The organism is Chitinolyticbacter meiyuanensis (assembly GCF_008033135.1).
Lineage (GTDB): Bacteria > Pseudomonadota > Gammaproteobacteria > Burkholderiales > Chitinibacteraceae > Chitinolyticbacter > Chitinolyticbacter meiyuanensis.
On the sequence record NZ_CP041335.1, the window covers coordinates 1,908,191 to 1,922,662 of the forward strand.

18 protein-coding genes are annotated in these 14,472 nt (G+C 64.2%); 11 read left to right on the plus strand and 7 right to left on the minus strand.

Annotation, left to right across the window (positions count from 1 at the left end; translation table 11 throughout):
* Position 1: 1 nt before the first annotated feature.
* The 3 genes from FLM21_RS09235 to rpe all read right to left on the minus strand — a co-directional run bounded on the left by FLM21_RS09235 (position 2) and on the right by rpe (position 2,354).
* Positions 2 to 949 (minus strand): phosphatidate cytidylyltransferase, encoded by a 948-nt coding sequence (locus FLM21_RS09235; RefSeq protein ID WP_148715289.1) that lies wholly within the window; start codon positions 947 to 949, stop codon positions 2 to 4.
* On the minus strand, positions 946 to 1,545 hold the full coding sequence (locus FLM21_RS09240; protein WP_148715290.1) for a CDP-alcohol phosphatidyltransferase family protein: 600 nt from the start codon (positions 1,543 to 1,545) through the stop codon (positions 946 to 948). The genes FLM21_RS09235 and FLM21_RS09240 overlap by 4 nt, the downstream gene beginning before the upstream one ends.
* A gap of 125 nt (positions 1,546 to 1,670) precedes the next feature.
* Positions 1,671 to 2,354, minus strand: a complete 684-nt coding sequence (gene rpe, locus FLM21_RS09245; RefSeq protein ID WP_148715291.1) for a ribulose-phosphate 3-epimerase — start codon at positions 2,352 to 2,354, stop codon at positions 1,671 to 1,673.
* A 99-nt stretch (positions 2,355 to 2,453) separates the two neighbouring features.
* Here rpe and apaG point away from each other — a divergent pair, with 99 nt between their 5' ends.
* From apaG to FLM21_RS09260, 3 genes are all read left to right on the plus strand, one after another.
* Positions 2,454 to 2,840, plus strand: coding sequence for a Co2+/Mg2+ efflux facilitator ApaG/CorD (gene apaG / locus FLM21_RS09250; protein WP_148715292.1), 387 nt, complete (start codon positions 2,454 to 2,456; stop codon positions 2,838 to 2,840).
* Positions 2,841 to 2,919: 79 nt separating this feature from the next.
* The gene (locus tag FLM21_RS09255; RefSeq protein ID WP_148715293.1) at positions 2,920 to 4,710 is read left to right on the plus strand and encodes an ABCB family ABC transporter ATP-binding protein/permease; all 1,791 of its coding nucleotides are present in this window, start codon (positions 2,920 to 2,922) and stop codon (positions 4,708 to 4,710) included.
* A gap of 96 nt (positions 4,711 to 4,806) precedes the next feature.
* Positions 4,807 to 5,274, plus strand: a complete 468-nt coding sequence (locus FLM21_RS09260; protein ID WP_148715294.1) for a Dps family protein — start codon at positions 4,807 to 4,809, stop codon at positions 5,272 to 5,274.
* Between the two features lie 63 nt (positions 5,275 to 5,337).
* Here the strand turns inward: FLM21_RS09260 and FLM21_RS09265 are convergent, their stop codons facing one another.
* A complete protein-coding gene (locus FLM21_RS09265) occupies positions 5,338 to 5,802 on the minus strand; it encodes a tRNA (cytidine(34)-2'-O)-methyltransferase (RefSeq protein ID WP_148715295.1) in 465 nt (154 codons plus the stop codon).
* A gap of 101 nt (positions 5,803 to 5,903) precedes the next feature.
* Between FLM21_RS09265 and FLM21_RS09270 the strand changes: the two genes are divergently transcribed.
* The 8 genes from FLM21_RS09270 to gspK all read left to right on the plus strand — a co-directional run bounded on the left by FLM21_RS09270 (position 5,904) and on the right by gspK (position 11,177).
* Positions 5,904 to 6,248 (plus strand): hypothetical protein, encoded by a 345-nt coding sequence (locus tag FLM21_RS09270; RefSeq protein WP_148715296.1) that lies wholly within the window; start codon positions 5,904 to 5,906, stop codon positions 6,246 to 6,248.
* Positions 6,249 to 6,310: 62 nt separating this feature from the next.
* Entirely contained in the window at positions 6,311 to 7,162 is an 852-nt protein-coding gene (purU, locus tag FLM21_RS09275; RefSeq protein ID WP_148715297.1) for a formyltetrahydrofolate deformylase, read from the plus strand.
* Positions 7,163 to 7,189: 27 nt separating this feature from the next.
* Positions 7,190 to 8,392, plus strand: a complete 1,203-nt coding sequence (gene gspF, locus FLM21_RS09280) for a type II secretion system inner membrane protein GspF (RefSeq protein WP_148715298.1) — start codon at positions 7,190 to 7,192, stop codon at positions 8,390 to 8,392.
* 2 nt (positions 8,393 to 8,394) lie between these two features.
* Positions 8,395 to 8,835: a type II secretion system major pseudopilin GspG gene (gene gspG, locus FLM21_RS09285; protein ID WP_148715299.1), complete on the plus strand. Its 441-nt coding sequence runs from the start codon at positions 8,395 to 8,397 to the stop codon at positions 8,833 to 8,835.
* The gene (locus FLM21_RS09290; RefSeq protein WP_148715300.1) at positions 8,823 to 9,320 is read left to right on the plus strand and encodes a GspH/FimT family pseudopilin; all 498 of its coding nucleotides are present in this window, start codon (positions 8,823 to 8,825) and stop codon (positions 9,318 to 9,320) included. Before gspG ends, FLM21_RS09290 begins: the two co-directional genes overlap by 13 nt.
* On the plus strand, positions 9,317 to 9,688 hold the full coding sequence (gspI, locus tag FLM21_RS09295; RefSeq protein ID WP_148715301.1) for a type II secretion system minor pseudopilin GspI: 372 nt from the start codon (positions 9,317 to 9,319) through the stop codon (positions 9,686 to 9,688). The genes FLM21_RS09290 and gspI overlap by 4 nt, the downstream gene beginning before the upstream one ends.
* On the plus strand, positions 9,685 to 10,260 hold the full coding sequence (gene gspJ / locus FLM21_RS09300) for a type II secretion system minor pseudopilin GspJ (RefSeq protein ID WP_148715302.1): 576 nt from the start codon (positions 9,685 to 9,687) through the stop codon (positions 10,258 to 10,260). Before gspI ends, gspJ begins: the two co-directional genes overlap by 4 nt.
* Complete coding sequence (gene gspK / locus FLM21_RS09305) at positions 10,257 to 11,177, plus strand: type II secretion system minor pseudopilin GspK (protein WP_148715303.1); 921 nt, start codon at positions 10,257 to 10,259, stop codon at positions 11,175 to 11,177. Before gspJ ends, gspK begins: the two co-directional genes overlap by 4 nt.
* A 13-nt stretch (positions 11,178 to 11,190) precedes the next feature.
* On the opposite strand, the gene FLM21_RS09310 is transcribed toward gspK, so the two are convergent.
* The 3 genes from FLM21_RS09310 to hemH all read right to left on the minus strand — a co-directional run bounded on the left by FLM21_RS09310 (position 11,191) and on the right by hemH (position 14,470).
* Positions 11,191 to 12,603: a sensor histidine kinase gene (locus FLM21_RS09310; RefSeq protein ID WP_148715304.1), complete on the minus strand. Its 1,413-nt coding sequence runs from the start codon at positions 12,601 to 12,603 to the stop codon at positions 11,191 to 11,193.
* Positions 12,590 to 13,288: a response regulator transcription factor gene (locus tag FLM21_RS09315; RefSeq protein WP_148715305.1), complete on the minus strand. Its 699-nt coding sequence runs from the start codon at positions 13,286 to 13,288 to the stop codon at positions 12,590 to 12,592. Before FLM21_RS09315 ends, FLM21_RS09310 begins: the two co-directional genes overlap by 14 nt.
* Before the next feature lie 153 nt (positions 13,289 to 13,441).
* A complete protein-coding gene (hemH, locus tag FLM21_RS09320; RefSeq protein WP_148715306.1) occupies positions 13,442 to 14,470 on the minus strand; it encodes a ferrochelatase in 1,029 nt (342 codons plus the stop codon).
* Positions 14,471 to 14,472: the final 2 nt, after the last annotated feature.

Below are 14,472 nucleotides of genomic sequence, written 5' to 3' on the forward strand. Positions count from 1 at the left end.
ATCAGTAATACAGGTAGCGCAGGAAGTGGAAGAACAGCGGCGCGGTGTAGGTCAGCGAATCGAGCCGGTCGAGAATGCCGCCGTGGCCCGGCAGCAGATCGCCGCTGTCCTTTACGCCCAGATCGCGCTTCACCGCCGACATCACCACGTCGCCGACAAAGCCGGTCAGGCCGATCAGGAGGCCAGCCATGGCTGAGTGCTCGACGCTCATCGGCGTCAGGATCGGGCCCAGCATCAGGCCGAGCAGCGTGGTGGTAAGCGCGCCGCCCAGCATGCCGGCCACTGTCTTGTTCGGGCTGACTTTGGGAATGATCTTGGCGCGGCCCAGCGATTTGCCCCACAGATACTGTGCCACATCGTTGAACTGGGTGAGTACCACCAGGAACAACACCAGCAGTGCGCCGTCACCCTTCATGCTGCCGGTCACGTCGGTGGGCAGCACCAGCAGATACGCCATGTGCGACAGGCTGAACACTGTGGTCATCAGCCCCCAGTGCAGCGTGGAGGCAGCGCGCAGAAAGCCTTGCGTGTCGCCGATCAGCACCATGCGCATCGGCAGGAACAGGAAGGCATAGACCGGAATGAAGATGATGAACATGCCGTACCAGCCATCCCAGATCCAGAAATACTGGATGGGGATCGCGAGGTAGGCCCACAGCAGCGGCAGATGGTCGGCACGGCGCGTGGGCACCAGTGTCAGGTACTCCTTGAAGGCAAGGAAGCTGACGAAGCCCATCACCAGCAGCGATACCGCGCGGTTGACCGAGATCGCCAGCACGAACACCGCGACGATCCACCACCAGGTGCGCACCCGCTGGCGCAGTTCCAGCCAGTCCTTCTGTGGAAAGCGCCAGCCCAGCACGGCAATGGTGCCGCTGGCGAACACCAGCACGGCAAAGATCACGCATAGCGCGTAGAACAGCACATCGGAAATCGGGAACGGGTTCATGCGGCCTCCTGCAGCGCGCGGCGCGCCCGGTTCAGGCAGGTGAGCGCACACAGTGCCGCCAGCGCCCAGAACAGCCACGGGCTCCATGCCAGCGCCGGGGCATACAGGCCCACCAGCAAGGCATAGGCGCCGAGGGCAAACGCGCGATCGCTCTTGCCGAGCGGGCCATCGTAGCGTCGCGCAGCGCCCACAGTCTGCGCGATCACGCCGACGAATTCGGTCAGGTTGGCCAGCAGCACCATCACCACCACGGCAATGGGATCGGCACCCGGCAGCAAGGCGAAAGGCAGGTAGAGCGCAGCATCGGAGAGCACGTCGCCGGCTTCGTTGAGCACCGCGCCCAGCTTGGATTGCTGGTTGAATTCACGCGCCAGCATGCCGTCGATGGCGTTGAGTGCCATGCGCACCAGCAGGAAGCCCGGTAGCAGCAGGAACAGCGCTGGCGCAGGGTGCAAGGTCAGCAGCAGCCCCAGTGCCAGGGAGGCCAGCAGCGCCAGCAATGTGACTTGGTTGGCGGTGATGCCCGCCCGATGCAGGCTGCGCAACAGCGGGCGCAGCAGGGTTTGGAAGGCCGGTTTCAGGTCGTAGAGCGTCATGACAAGGCGGTATGCGTGGTAGCGCGCATAGTGCTGTGCCCGGCTTGCTTTCGCAATACTTTCTACGCTTCCCGTCACAAAAGCGACAAAAAAGCCGGCATTGCCGGCTGGATGTCGCTCGCTCGTCAGCGAGGGCAGTGCTTGGCTACTTCGGCGCGCATCGCATCGATGACGGCCTTGTAGTCCGGCTGGCCGAAGATGGCCGAGCCCGCGACGAAAGTGTCGACGCCACAGGCGGCGATCTCGCCGATGTTGTCCACCTTCACGCCGCCGTCGATCTCCAGGTGGATATGGCGGCCAGTCTTCTCCTCGTAGGCATCGAGCTTGGCGCGCGCAGCGCGGGCTTTCTTCAGCATCTCGGGAATGAAGGCTTGGCCGCCGAAGCCGGGGTTCACCGACATCAGCAGCACCATGTCCACCTTGTCGAGCACGTAGTCGAGGTGATCGAGCGAGGTGGCGGGGTTGAATACCAAACCAGCCTGGCAGCCGTGGTCCCGGATCAGGCTCAGCGTACGGTCCACATGGTCCGACGCTTCCGGGTGAAAGGTGATGATGCTGGCGCCGGCCTTGGCGAACATGCTGGCAAGTGCATCGACCGGGCGCACCATCAGATGCACATCGATCGGCACGGTGGCATAGGGCTTGATCGCTTCGCACACCATCGGGCCAATGGTGAGATTGGGCACGTAATGGTTGTCCATCACGTCGAAGTGGATCAGGTCGGCGCCGGCGGCGATCACGTTCTTCACTTCCTCGCCAAGCTGGGCGAAATCGGCCGAGAGGATGCTGGGGGCGATGCGGACAGTCATGCTGGGACTCCAAAGCGATTTGGCCGGATTGTAACCCGTGCCGAGCACCTGACCGCAGTGGCTGTTAACATTACACCGTTGCCAAGGTGGAAGTTGAGCATGGATCAGGATGATGACAAGTATCGCGTGAAGGTCGAACCCCAGGCGAGCTACCTCGTCGAGCAATCGAGCGCGGAGGACAACCGCTACGTCTTCGCTTACCAGATCGTCATTACCAATCACGGCAGCGTGACGGTGCAACTGGTGTCGCGCTACTGGCTGATCCGCGACATGGAAGGGCGCGAACAGGAAGTGCGCGGCCTCGGCGTGATCGGCGAGCAGCCGGTGCTCGAACCGGGCCAGTCCTTCGAATACATGAGCGGTGCCACGCTGGAAGCGCCGGTGGGCACCATGCAGGGCCGCTACCAGATGCGCGCCGCCGACGGCACCGAGTTCGAGGCCGACATTCCGGAATTCCTGCTGTCGATCCCGCGCACGTTGCATTGAGCCATCGCCGTGCACGCTTGCAATGCGGCCCTTGTGGCCGCATTTGCTTTGGATTCCCTTTCCCGACCAAGAGCCCGCCATGGCCGATGCCAAGCCGCGCAACGACTGGAACACGCTGACCACGCTGTTCCCCTACCTGTGGCGCTACAAGAACCGGGTGCTATTGGCGCTGTCGCTACTGATCGCGGCCAAGTTCGCCAACGTGGCGGTGCCGCTGGTGCTCAAGGACATCGTCGATGCGCTGGATGGCAGCAAGGGCGCGCTGGTGCTGCCGATCGCGCTGGTAGGGGCCTACGGCGCGCTGCGCATGGCATCGGCGGTATTCGGTGAATTGCGTGATGCGGTGTTCGCCAAGGTGGCGCAAGGGGCGATCCGCAAGGTGGCGCTGGAGGTGTTCGAGCATCTGCACGCACTGAGCCTGCGCTTCCACCTGGAGCGGCAGACCGGCGGCATGAGCCGCGACATCGATCGCGGCACCAAGGGCATCTCCTTCCTGCTCAACTTCATGCTGTTCAACATCCTGCCGACGCTGGTGGAAATCCTGCTGGTGGCGATCATCCTGCTGCAGCGCTACGACTGGTATTTCGCCGCCATCACCTTCGGCACCATCGTGATCTACATCGGCTTCACGCTGGGCGTGACCGAGTGGCGCATGGCGTTCCGCCGCCAGATGAACGACATGGATTCCAAGGCCAATACCAAGGCCATCGACAGCCTGCTCAACTACGAGACGGTGAAGTACTTCGGCAACGAGCGCTGGGAAGCGCAACGCTTCGATGCCAGCATGCAGCAGTACGAGACGGCCGCGGTGAAGAACCAGGTCTCGCTGTCGCTGCTCAACGCCGGGCAGGCGGTGATCATCGCGCTGGGCGTCACCGCGCTGGTGTGGCTGGCGGCGAGCGAAGTGGTTGCCGGCACCATGACGCTGGGCGACCTGGTGTTGGTGAATGCCTTTTTGCTGCAGCTCTACGCACCGCTCAACTTCCTCGGCTTCGTCTACCGAGAGATCAAGCACTCGCTCGCCGACATGGAGCGCATGTTCACGCTGCTGGGCCAGAATTCGGAGGTGCAGGACGAGGCGAGTGCCGCCGCTCTGCATACCGACAGCGCCAGCATTGCTTTCGAGCAGGTCGACTTTGGCTACGAGCGCAACCGGCAGATCCTGTTCGATGCGAGCTTCGCCATCCCAGCCGGGCAGACGCTGGCAGTGGTCGGCGCCAGCGGCGCCGGCAAGTCCACGCTGTCGCGCTTGCTGTTCCGCTTCTACGATGTCTGGGCCGGCCACGTCACCATCAACGGCGCCGATATCCGCACGCTGAGCCAGGACAGCCTGCGCGCGCACATTGGTATCGTTCCGCAAGATACGGTGCTGTTCAACGACAGCATCTTCTACAACATCGCCTACGGCCGGCCCGGTGCGACGCACGACGAAGTGATCGAGGCGGCGAAGTCGGCGCATATCCATGACTTCGTGATGCGCCTGCCCGACGGTTACGACACGCTGGTCGGCGAACGTGGCCTCAAGCTATCCGGCGGCGAGAAACAGCGCGTGGCGATCGCCCGTACCATCCTCAAGAACCCGCCGATCCTGATCTTCGACGAGGCGACCAGCGCGCTGGATTCCAAGACCGAGAAAGCCATCCAGGCCGAGCTGCGGGAAATCTCCGCCAACCGCACCACGCTGATCATCGCCCACCGGCTTTCCACCATCGCCGATGCCGACCAGATCATCGTGCTGGAAGGGGGACGGGTAGTGGAGCGCGGCCATCATCGTGCGTTGCTGGCTGCAAACGGTGCCTATGCGCGGCTGTGGGCGCTGCAGCAGCACGAGGACGAAGTACGCGACGACGAGGGAGCGGCGGCCGGCTGATCACGCCACTATTGCCATGGTTGGAAATTTCAATTTCCGCAAGCTAACGGTATGGCTCACACTGGAGTTGATCCCACACGCTATGGAGGTTCAGTCATGGAAATTCATACCGGCATTGCCCAGGAACAGCGCAAGGACATCGCCCACGGCCTGTCGCGCCTGTTGGCCGACACCTACACGCTCTACCTGCAGACGCACAACTTCCACTGGAACGTCACCGGTCCAATGTTCAACTCGCTGCACCTGATGTTCGAGCAGCAGTACAACGAGCTGGCCTTGGCGGTTGACGCAATCGCTGAGCGTATCCGCGCGCTGGGTTTTCCGGCGCCGGGCACTTACGCCGAGTTCGTGAAGCTCTCCAGCGTGAAGGAAGTGCAGGGCGTTCCTTCCGCCAATGAAATGATCCGCATCCTGGTCGAAGGCCAGGAAGCGGTGGTACGCACCGCCCGCAGCCTTTTCCCGGTGGCGGACGAGGTCAACGACGAGGCCACCGCCGATCTGCTGACCCAGCGGCTGCAGGTGCACGAGAAGACTGCGTGGATGCTGCGCAGCCTGCTCGAATAACCTGTTCGATCGTTCCCAAGATAACGGCCCGCATCAGCGGGCCGTTTTGATTGGACGCGCCAGCTAGACTGCGCCGTCGTAGCCGAACTGGCGCCAGGCCTCGAATACGGTCACGGCGACGGCGTTCGACAGATTGAGGCTGCGCTGGCCGGCGCGCATCGGCAGGCGGATGCGCTGGGCCGGATCGAACTCGGCCAGTACCTCGTCGGGCAAGCCGCGCGTTTCCGGGCCGAAGATCACCACGTCGTCTGGCGCAAAGCGCACTGCATCGAAGCGGCCGCTGCCCTTGGTGGTCATCGCATACATGGGCCGGCCGGCCAGTGCGGCCTTGGCGGCCTCCCAGTTTTCATGCACCTGCATCTGCGCGAACTCGTGGTAGTCGAGCCCGGCACGGCGCATGCGGGCGTCGTCGAGCTCGAAGCCCATGGGTTTGACGAGGTGCAATGCGCAGCCGGTATTGGCGGCGAGGCGGATCACGTTGCCGGTATTGGGGGGAATCTCGGGCTGGAACAGGACGATGTGCAACATGGAGGTAACGTTGGTCGGCTGAAATGGCAGCCGGTCCGGTCTGCGCCTGCCCGCGTTTTTAAGGGCAACTAGGGTGGAACAAGACCGTACCGGAGACGACGATGAATATCGTGCCGCGCGAGATTGTACAGGCCGCCGCCACAATGGCGATGTCCGGTCGGCTGACGCCGTCGCAGACCATGGCCGTGGTGTTCCGTGCACTCGATCACGAGTTGGGTGGTTTCGGCACCGAGCCGCTCAATCCGGCACGGGTGCCGGGCGTCGGTGCTGCGATCTATGCGGCGATGTTCGGCTATCCGTTCGATCTGGTGCTGCGAGATGACGGTTATTGCTGGCAGGCCGAATTGCCCGAGCACGGCTACAGCGCGCCGTTCCAGCAACTCTTCATCGACGCGATGCTGATGGTCGATGCGCAGCGCGCGGCAAGGGAAAAGCTGACGGTCTGAGCGGTGGGCCGGCAAGGGCCGAGCTGATAGAATCGCCGCAGCAACGCTTACCGGATCATTGCATGAACACCGCAACACTGTTGATCAGCTGCCCGGACCGCAAGGGCATCTCGGCGGCCATCGCCAACTTCCTCTTCACCTACAACGCCAATATCGTCCATTCGGACCAGCACCAGGACAACACGGAAAACCTGTTCCTGATGCGGGTGGAGTGGGATCTCACCGATTTCACGCTGGACATGGCCGCCTTCGCTGCCGCGTTCCAGCCGATCGCCGATCGTTTTACCATGCAATGGCAGGTGGCGCTGTCGGCACAACGGCCGCGCATGGCGATCTTCGTTTCCAAGTACGACCATTGCCTGGTGGACCTGCTGCATCGCCACCAGAGCGGCGAGCTGCATTGCGACATTCCGCTGATCATCTCCAACCATGAGGATTGCCGGGCGTTGGCCGATTTCTACGGCATCCCCTACCACGTGGTGGAAGTCACGCGCGACAACAAGCGAGAGGCCGAGGCGGCGCAGCGCGCATTGCTGCAGGCGCATGGCATCGACCTGATCGTGCTGGCGCGCTACATGCAGGTGCTCAGCCATGACTTCACCGCGGCCTATCCGCAGAAGGTGATCAACATCCACCACAGCTTCCTGCCGGCGTTCGACGGCGCCAAGCCGTATCACCGCGCCTTTGCCCGCGGGGTGAAGCTGATCGGCGCCACCAGCCACTACGTGACCGAAGTGCTGGACGATGGCCCCATCATCGAGCAGGACGTGATCCGCATCTCGCACCGCGAGGATGTCGAGGATCTGGTGCTGAAGGGGCGTGATCTGGAACGCATCGTGCTGTCGCGGGCGGTGAAGTGGCACCTGGAGCACCGGGTGCTGGTGTACGCCAACAAGACCGTGATCTTCGCCTGATCCCGCCATGAGCCCGAGCGCGCGCCCATGACCGCCTTCCGCTACCGTGCCGTCAATGCCGACGGCGCCGCCGCGCAGGGGCTGATCGAGGCCGATACGCCGCGCGCGGCAAGACTGGCCTTGCGCGATCGTGGCTTATGGGTGAGCGAGCTCGACACCGTCTCTGGCGGTGGCGCGCACAAGGGGCGCAGTGAGCGGTTGTCTACAACGCGCTTGTCGTTGATCACCCGACAGCTCGCCACGTTGCTCGATGCCGGCCTGCCGCTGGAGCAGGCGCTGTCGGTGCTGATCGAACAGAGCGAAGGCGATCGCGAGAAGCGCATCGCTGCCAGTCTGCGCAGCGAAATCCTTTCCGGCGCCTCGTTGTCGCAGGCGCTCTCGCGCCAGCAACAGGCGTTTCCCGAGCTCTATCGCACCATCGTCGCGGCCGGCGAGGAGTCGGGCAAAGCGGCGGCGGTGATGCAGCGGCTGGCCGACTACCTGGAGGCACGTGCCGCGCTCGCGGCCAAGGTTGGCCTCGCCTTCATCTACCCCATCGTGGTGATGGCGGTGTCCATCCTGGTGGTGATTGGCCTGTTGACCTGGGTGGTGCCGCAGATGGTCACCGTGTTCCAGAGCGCCAAGCAGGAGTTGCCCTTCCTGACCCGGGCCATGCTGTGGGCCAGCGCCGTGGTGCGCGACTGGGGCCTGGCGTTGCTGGTGGTGCTGGTGCTGGCCGGTATCGGTGCATGGCGCGCGCTGAAGGTGGAATCGGTGAAGCGCACCTTCCACGCCTGGCGGTTGCAACTGATCGTGTTCGGCCGCTTCGAGCGTGCCAGCAACACCGCGCGGCTGGCATCCACGCTGGCCATCCTCGTCGGTAGCGGCGTGCCGCTGCTACGCGCGCTGTCCGCAGCGGCCGGCGTGATGGCCAACCTGCCGCTGCGCGATGCGGTGAACGAGGCGGCCAACCAGGTGCGAGAGGGGGTGACGCTGTCGCGCGCACTCTCACAGAGCAAGCTGTTTCCGCCGGTGCTGATCCATCTGATCGCCAGTGGCGAGGCCACCGGCCGGCTCGAATACATGCTGGACAAGGCCGCTGCGCAGCAGGCGCAAGAGCTGGAAAACCGCGTTGCCACCTTTACCGGCCTGCTGGGCCCCTTCATGGTGCTGGCCATGGGCATCGTCGTGCTGCTCATCGTGCTGGCCATCCTGTTGCCCGTCTTCGAAATGAACCAACTGGTGAGATAACGATGAACCACGCCTTGCAACGCGCCGCACAGCGCGGCTTCACCCTGATCGAAATCCTGGTGGTGATCACCATTCTCGCCATCCTAGGCGCGCTGGTGGTGCCCAAGATCATGGACCGCCCCAACGAGGCGCGCGTGGTCGCGGCGCAGCAGGACATCCGCACGCTGATCCAGGGCCTCAAGCTCTACAAGCTCGACAACGGTCGCTACCCCAGTACCGAACAAGGCTTGCGCGCATTGATCGAGAAACCCACCAGCGGCCCGATCCCCAACAACTGGAAGACCGGCGGCTACCTGGAAAAGCTGCCCAAGGATCCGTGGGGGGGCGACTACCTCTACCTCAATCCCGGGCTCAAGGGCGAGATCGACGTGATGAGCTACGGCGGCGACGGCGTGCAAGGTGGGGAGGGCTTCGACGCCGACGTCGGCTCGTGGCAGCTCTGACATCCGGCCAGCGCGGCTTTACGCTGATCGAGATCCTGGTGGCGCTGGCGCTGGTCGGCATCATTCTCGGTCTGGCGCTGCTGCGCTTCGATCCGTCGGACAACCAGACGCTGGATCGCGAATCGCAGCGCCTCGCCCTCTTGCTGGAAGGCGCGCGCGATGAGGCGATTGCCAGCGGCCGTGCCTTGGCATGGTCGTCCGACGGCGGCGGTTACCAGTTCTGGCTGCTCGATGACCGCAACACCTGGCAAGCCCTGCCCAACCATGACACGCTGAAGCCGCGCGAGCTGCCTGATGCGGTGAGGGTCAGCGCCATTGTCGTTGACGGTCGTGATGTGCGGCTCGGCGAGCGGCTGGTATTCGATCCTTCCGGCGTCAATCCGGCGTACCAGATCACCCTGGCGGCCGGCGAGCGCCGCCGCTTGGTGATCGGCGATCTGCTGGGCCGCGCTGCGGCCAGCACGCCGGCAGAGGCCATACCATGAAGGTGCGTGGCTTCACCTTGGTTGAAGTGTTGGTGGCGCTGGCCATTTTAGCGATCGCGTTGGCGGCGGCGTTGCGCGCAGCCTCTTCCAGCACCGAGGCGGCCGTCACCTTGCGCAGCCGCACGCTGGCAGGCTGGGTGGCGCAGAACCAGGTCAACGAGATGCGGGCGCGCCACTTCTTTCCCGAAATCGGCCGCACTGAAGGCAAGGTGGAGCAGGGGGGCGAGCCATTCACCTGGGAAATGGAGGTTGCGGCCTCGCCCAATCGCAGCTTCCGCCGTGTCGAGATCAAGGTCTACGCCGACCAGGACAAGGGCTACGCGCTGGCGACGCTGGTGAGCTACCTCGCGCGGGTGAACGTGCAATGAGGGCGCGCGGCTTCACCTTGCTGGAAATCCTGGTGGCGCTGATCATTTTTGCGGTGGTGGCGCTGATCGCCTACCGCGGGCTCGATCAGGTGGCGCAGGTGAAGCTGCGTCTCGATCAGGAGGCGGCCTACTGGCGCGAGACCAACCTGGTGTTCGACCGGATCGAGCAGGATGTGCTGCAGGCGATCGATCGCCCATGGCGTGACAGCGGCGGCGTGGCCCGCCCGGCATTCAGTGGCCGCCAGCGGGCAACGGTGCGGGGCGATGTAGCGCTGGAGCTGGTACGGATCGACCGTGCGCACGAGGATGCGCACTTGGCCTATCGCCTGGTCGATGCCCGGCTGGAGCTGCTGCAGTGGGACAGGCTCGACCAGCCACCGCGTGCCGAGCCGGTGGCGCATCCGTTGTTGAATGACGTAGCGCGGTTCGAAACGCGCTTTCTCGATGGCAAGGGCACCTGGCAGACGCAGTGGCCGGTGCCGGGCGTGCGTGAAACGCTGCCGCTCGCGGTCGAGATCACGCTGGCGCGCCAGAAGCTGGCGCCGGTTTCGCGGGTGTTCTTGCTGCCATGATGCATCGACAGCGCGGCATCGCCATCCTCACCGCCGTTGCCACGGCGGCGCTCGTCGCCACGCTCGCGGTGTGGATCGCCTGGCGGCAACAGCTTTGGTTCGCCCAGGTGGAAAACCAGATCGATCTGGTCGAAGCACGCGGCGTGGCACTCGCGGCCATTGATCTTGCCCGCCTGACCCTGCGCGACGACATTCGCCGCAACCAGACCGACCACCTGCAGGAGCCGTGGAATGTACCGATCCCGGCCATCCCGGTCGAGCGCGGCCAAGCCGGCGGCCGGCTGGTCGATCTGCAAGGGCGTTACAACCTCAACAACCTGGTGCAGAACGGCAAGGCGGTGAAGGAGGAGGTCGAGGCCTGTGGCCGGCTGTTCGAGGAGGTAGGGTTGTCGGCCGAGCTGGTGAACGCGCTGGTCGACTGGATGGACGCCGATGCCCAGGCCACCTATCCGGGTGGCGCCGAAGATACTGACTACCTCAACCTGCCGCGCCCCTACCGCGCGGCCAACCAGCCGCTGACCAATCTGCAGAGCCTCGCGTTGGTGCGCGGCTTCGATGCCGATACCGTCGCGCAGCTGGCACCCTTCGTGGCCGTGCTGCCTGGGCGGCAGCCGATCAATGTGAACTTCGCCGAGCCCGAGGTGATGGCGGCAGTGGTACCGGGCATGACGGTAGCCGAGGCGCGGGCCATGGTGTCGGACCGCGCGAGCAGGCCGTTCGAGTCACGCGAGGCCTTCATCAAGCAACTGCCGGAGCGGCTGCGTGCCGATGTGCGCAGCGACATGATCGATGTGCAGAGCCGTTACTTCCTGAACGAGGTGGAGGTACGGTTCGGCCGCGTGACTTCGCGCTATGTCGCAGAGCTGGAGCGCAGCGGCGAGGGTATGCCGCGTATCGTCTGGTTCCGCAGGAATTAGCGTTCGCCACTGATCAACTCGCCGCTTCGACCGGCGTGATCGGGAGTTCCACGCGCACGATCAGGCCGTGCGGCTGGGCGTCGAGCAGCGCCACGGTGCCGTGATGGCGCTCGGCGATTTCCTTGACGATGGCCATGCCAAGGCCACAGCCGTTGCCATCGTTCTGGTTCACCCGGTAGAAGCGCTCGAAGATGCGCGGCTTCTGCTCATCCGGGATGCCGGGGCCATCGTCCTCGACTTCGACTACGTAGCGATCGCCTTCCTGGTTCAGCCGCACGGTGATGCTGGAGCCGCGCGGGATGTACTTGATCGCGTTCTCCACCAGATTGACGAACAGTTCGCGCAGTAGGGCGGAATTGCCGTTGATCTGCGCTTCCAGCAACGGGCTGTCGCAACCGAGGTCCATGCCGGCGGCCAGCGCCCGCGGCACCGATTCGGCGGTCAATTCGCGGATCAGCTTGGCGAGGTCGACCTTCACCTGCGTCATGCTGGTCTGGTTGGTCGGCTCGGAGCGGGCCAGCGTCAGCAGCTGGTTCACCAAGTGGATGGAGCGGGTGGCGCTGGCATGCACCATGTTCAGTCGATCGCGCAGGCCTTCGGGCGTGGTTTCCCGCATCGCGAGCTCGGTCTGTGACTTGAGTCCGGCGAGCGGCGTGCGCAGCTGGTGCGCGGCATCGGCAATGAAGCGGCGCTGGCGCGCCACGTTTTCATTGGTAGTGGTCAACAGGTGATTCAGTGCCTGGGTCAGCGCATCGAGCTCCTCGGGCGCATCGGCCAATTGCAGCGGCGCCAGATCCTGCGGATCGCGCTTTTCCATCAGGCTCTTGAGGCCAGTCAGCGGCTTCAGGCCGCGGCCGATCCCCCATTGTACGAACCAGCTCATCACCACGATCAGCGCTGCCAGTGGCAAGGCGGTGACCAGCAGGATTTCGCGCGTCAACTGCTCATGCCGCTCCATGCCCTTGGCCACCTGCACCAGGAGCCAACGACCGTCGCCGTTCGCTGCTTTCGGTAGCGGGTAGTAGAGCGTGGCAAGGCGAAATGCGACGCCGCCGATTTCGACATCGCTGTAGCTGATGCTTTCCTGGGTGTCGACGGGTGGAGGAGGGGGTTCGGGCAGGTTGCGGTTGCCGGCGATCAGCTCGCCAGGCACCGTGGAGACGGCATAGAACAGCTTGGCTTCGCTGATGCGGTCGGCACCCAGCGTTTCAACCACCGGGGCGGACAACTCGAGATGTCCGCCTGCGTCGCGAACCTGGCGGGCGATGGCTCGGCCGGTCTGGGCCAGGCTTTCGTTGGCGACGCGGTCAGCGTAGTGGGTGGCGACGCCGTAGCTCAGGACGGCGCCGGTCACCCACAGGATGACTTGCGGGATCAGCAGCCAAGTGAGCAGCTGCCGACGAAGGGAGAATTTACCCCGCGACATCCTGCGCGTTGGGTTGTTGCTTCTCGAGGAGATAACCCAGGCCACGGATGGTCCGGATCACCACGCCGCACGGTTCCAGCTTCTTGCGCAGGCGGTGGACATATACCTCGATAGCGTTGAGGCCGACTTCGGCATTCTCGGAACCCAGCTCGGAAACGATCTGCTCCTTGGTCACGACCCGGTCGATGTTGGACATCAGGATTTCGAGCACGGTGAGTTCGCGCGCCGACAGGTCGAGCGGGATGTCGTTGCACCAGGCGCGCTGGCCGGCGCGGTCGAGGCGCAGGTTGCCCAGTTGCTGCACCGATTGCGGCAGGATCTGGCTGCGACGCAGCAGGGCGCGCAAACGGGCTTCCAGTTCGGCGAACTCGAACGGCTTGGCGAGATAGTCGTCGGCACCGGCGTCGAGGCCGGCTACGCGCTCGTCGAGGCCATCGAGTGCGGTCAGGATCAGGATGGGCATGGAGGGCTTGTGCTGACGCACGTGCTTGAGCACGGTCAGGCCATCCATGTTCGGCAGGCCGACGTCGAGCACCACAACGTCATAGTCGTTGTGCAGCAGAATCTGCAGTGCCAGGGCGCCGTCATTGACGCAATCGACCTGGAAATCGGCCTGCGACAGGCTGGTCTTCAGGGCGTCGGCGAGGATCAGGTCATCCTCGGCCAGGAAGAGCCGCGTGCTCATGGGATCAAACCTCCGGTTGTAAGTCTCAGCTTACCGGTGAGTTTAACTGCAATTTCTGTCAGACCCAAGTATTTTTGTCAGGGTTGGCGACGGACTGCCATCTATGCCAACGAGATCAAGCATTCACGCGGGGTGGCGCCCTGCTTTCAAGGCTCAGCCGATCGTCAGCCAACCGCCCAGCTCACGTTCGATCAGTGCGCCCAATGCGGCGATGAAGCCGGCATCGTCGTTCAGCGCGGGGATGTAGTTGTAGCGCTGGCCACCGACGGCCAGGAAGTCCTGCTTGCCTTCCATGGCGATCTCTTCCAACGTCTCCAGGCAGTCGGCGACAAAGCCGGGACAGACCACATCGAGCGACTTCAGCCCGCGCTTGGCGAGGCTGCCGATCACCTCGCCGGTGTAGGGCTTCAGCCACTCGGTCGGGCCGAAGCGCGACTGGAAGGCGAGTGACCAGGCGTCATCGGTCAGGCCCAGCTCGGCTGCAAGCAGCGAACCAGTGCGCTGGCATTGCAGGTAATAAGGGTCGCCCTTGTCGAACGAGAAGCGTGGCACGCCGTGAAAACTCATCAATAGATGCTCGCCACGGCCTTCCACCATCCAGTGCTGGCGGATGCGCCCGGCCAGCGCGCCAATGTAGCCGGCATCGTCATGAAAGCTGCGGACGGTGCGGATGGCCGGCTGGTCACGGTATTGCTGCAGTCGCGCGTAGACGGCGTCGCAGACTGAAGCCGTCGCGCTTGCCGCATATTGCGGGTAGAGCGGCACGACCAGGATGCGGCCGCAGTCGTCCATGGCGTCGAGTACCTCGGTGATCGCCGGCTGGCCGTAGCGCATGGCGTATTCCACCCGCAGTTGCCCGCGATGGCGCTCGCCTAGCCAGCCCTTCACCAGTTTGGCCTGCTTCGCGGTCCACAGGGCCAGCGGTGAGCCGTCCTTGTGCCAGATCGACGCGTACTTCGCGGCGGACTTGCCCGGCCGGGTGTTGAGGATGACGCCACGCAGCAGCGGTTGCCACAACAGCTTGGGGATCTCGACCACGCGGGGATCGGACAGGAACTGTCGCAGATACGGTTTGAGCGCGCGCGCGGTCGGTGCTTGGGGCGTGCCAAGGTTGACGAGCAGGACACCGATGCGGGGACGGGGCTCGGCCTGTGCAGGTTGGGGGCGATTGAGAAACGGCATGA

Coding starts and splice junctions, on each gene's coding strand:
- FLM21_RS09235 (WP_148715289.1), bottom strand. CDS start 949: ATGAACCCGTTCCCGATTTCCGATGTGCTGTTCTACGCGCTATGCGTG.
- FLM21_RS09240 (WP_148715290.1), bottom strand. CDS start 1,545: ATGACGCTCTACGACCTGAAACCGGCCTTCCAAACCCTGCTGCGCCCG.
- rpe (WP_148715291.1), bottom strand. CDS start 2,354: ATGACTGTCCGCATCGCCCCCAGCATCCTCTCGGCCGATTTCGCCCAG.
- apaG (WP_148715292.1), top strand. CDS start 2,454: ATGGATCAGGATGATGACAAGTATCGCGTGAAGGTCGAACCCCAGGCG.
- FLM21_RS09255 (WP_148715293.1), top strand. CDS start 2,920: ATGGCCGATGCCAAGCCGCGCAACGACTGGAACACGCTGACCACGCTG.
- FLM21_RS09260 (WP_148715294.1), top strand. CDS start 4,807: ATGGAAATTCATACCGGCATTGCCCAGGAACAGCGCAAGGACATCGCC.
- FLM21_RS09265 (WP_148715295.1), bottom strand. CDS start 5,802: ATGTTGCACATCGTCCTGTTCCAGCCCGAGATTCCCCCCAATACCGGC.
- FLM21_RS09270 (WP_148715296.1), top strand. CDS start 5,904: ATGAATATCGTGCCGCGCGAGATTGTACAGGCCGCCGCCACAATGGCG.
- purU (WP_148715297.1), top strand. CDS start 6,311: ATGAACACCGCAACACTGTTGATCAGCTGCCCGGACCGCAAGGGCATC.
- gspF (WP_148715298.1), top strand. CDS start 7,190: ATGACCGCCTTCCGCTACCGTGCCGTCAATGCCGACGGCGCCGCCGCG.
- gspG (WP_148715299.1), top strand. CDS start 8,395: ATGAACCACGCCTTGCAACGCGCCGCACAGCGCGGCTTCACCCTGATC.
- gspI (WP_148715301.1), top strand. CDS start 9,317: ATGAAGGTGCGTGGCTTCACCTTGGTTGAAGTGTTGGTGGCGCTGGCC.
- gspJ (WP_148715302.1), top strand. CDS start 9,685: ATGAGGGCGCGCGGCTTCACCTTGCTGGAAATCCTGGTGGCGCTGATC.
- gspK (WP_148715303.1), top strand. CDS start 10,257: ATGATGCATCGACAGCGCGGCATCGCCATCCTCACCGCCGTTGCCACG.
- FLM21_RS09310 (WP_148715304.1), bottom strand. CDS start 12,603: ATGTCGCGGGGTAAATTCTCCCTTCGTCGGCAGCTGCTCACTTGGCTG.
- FLM21_RS09315 (WP_148715305.1), bottom strand. CDS start 13,288: ATGAGCACGCGGCTCTTCCTGGCCGAGGATGACCTGATCCTCGCCGAC.
- hemH (WP_148715306.1), bottom strand. CDS start 14,470: ATGCCGTTTCTCAATCGCCCCCAACCTGCACAGGCCGAGCCCCGTCCC.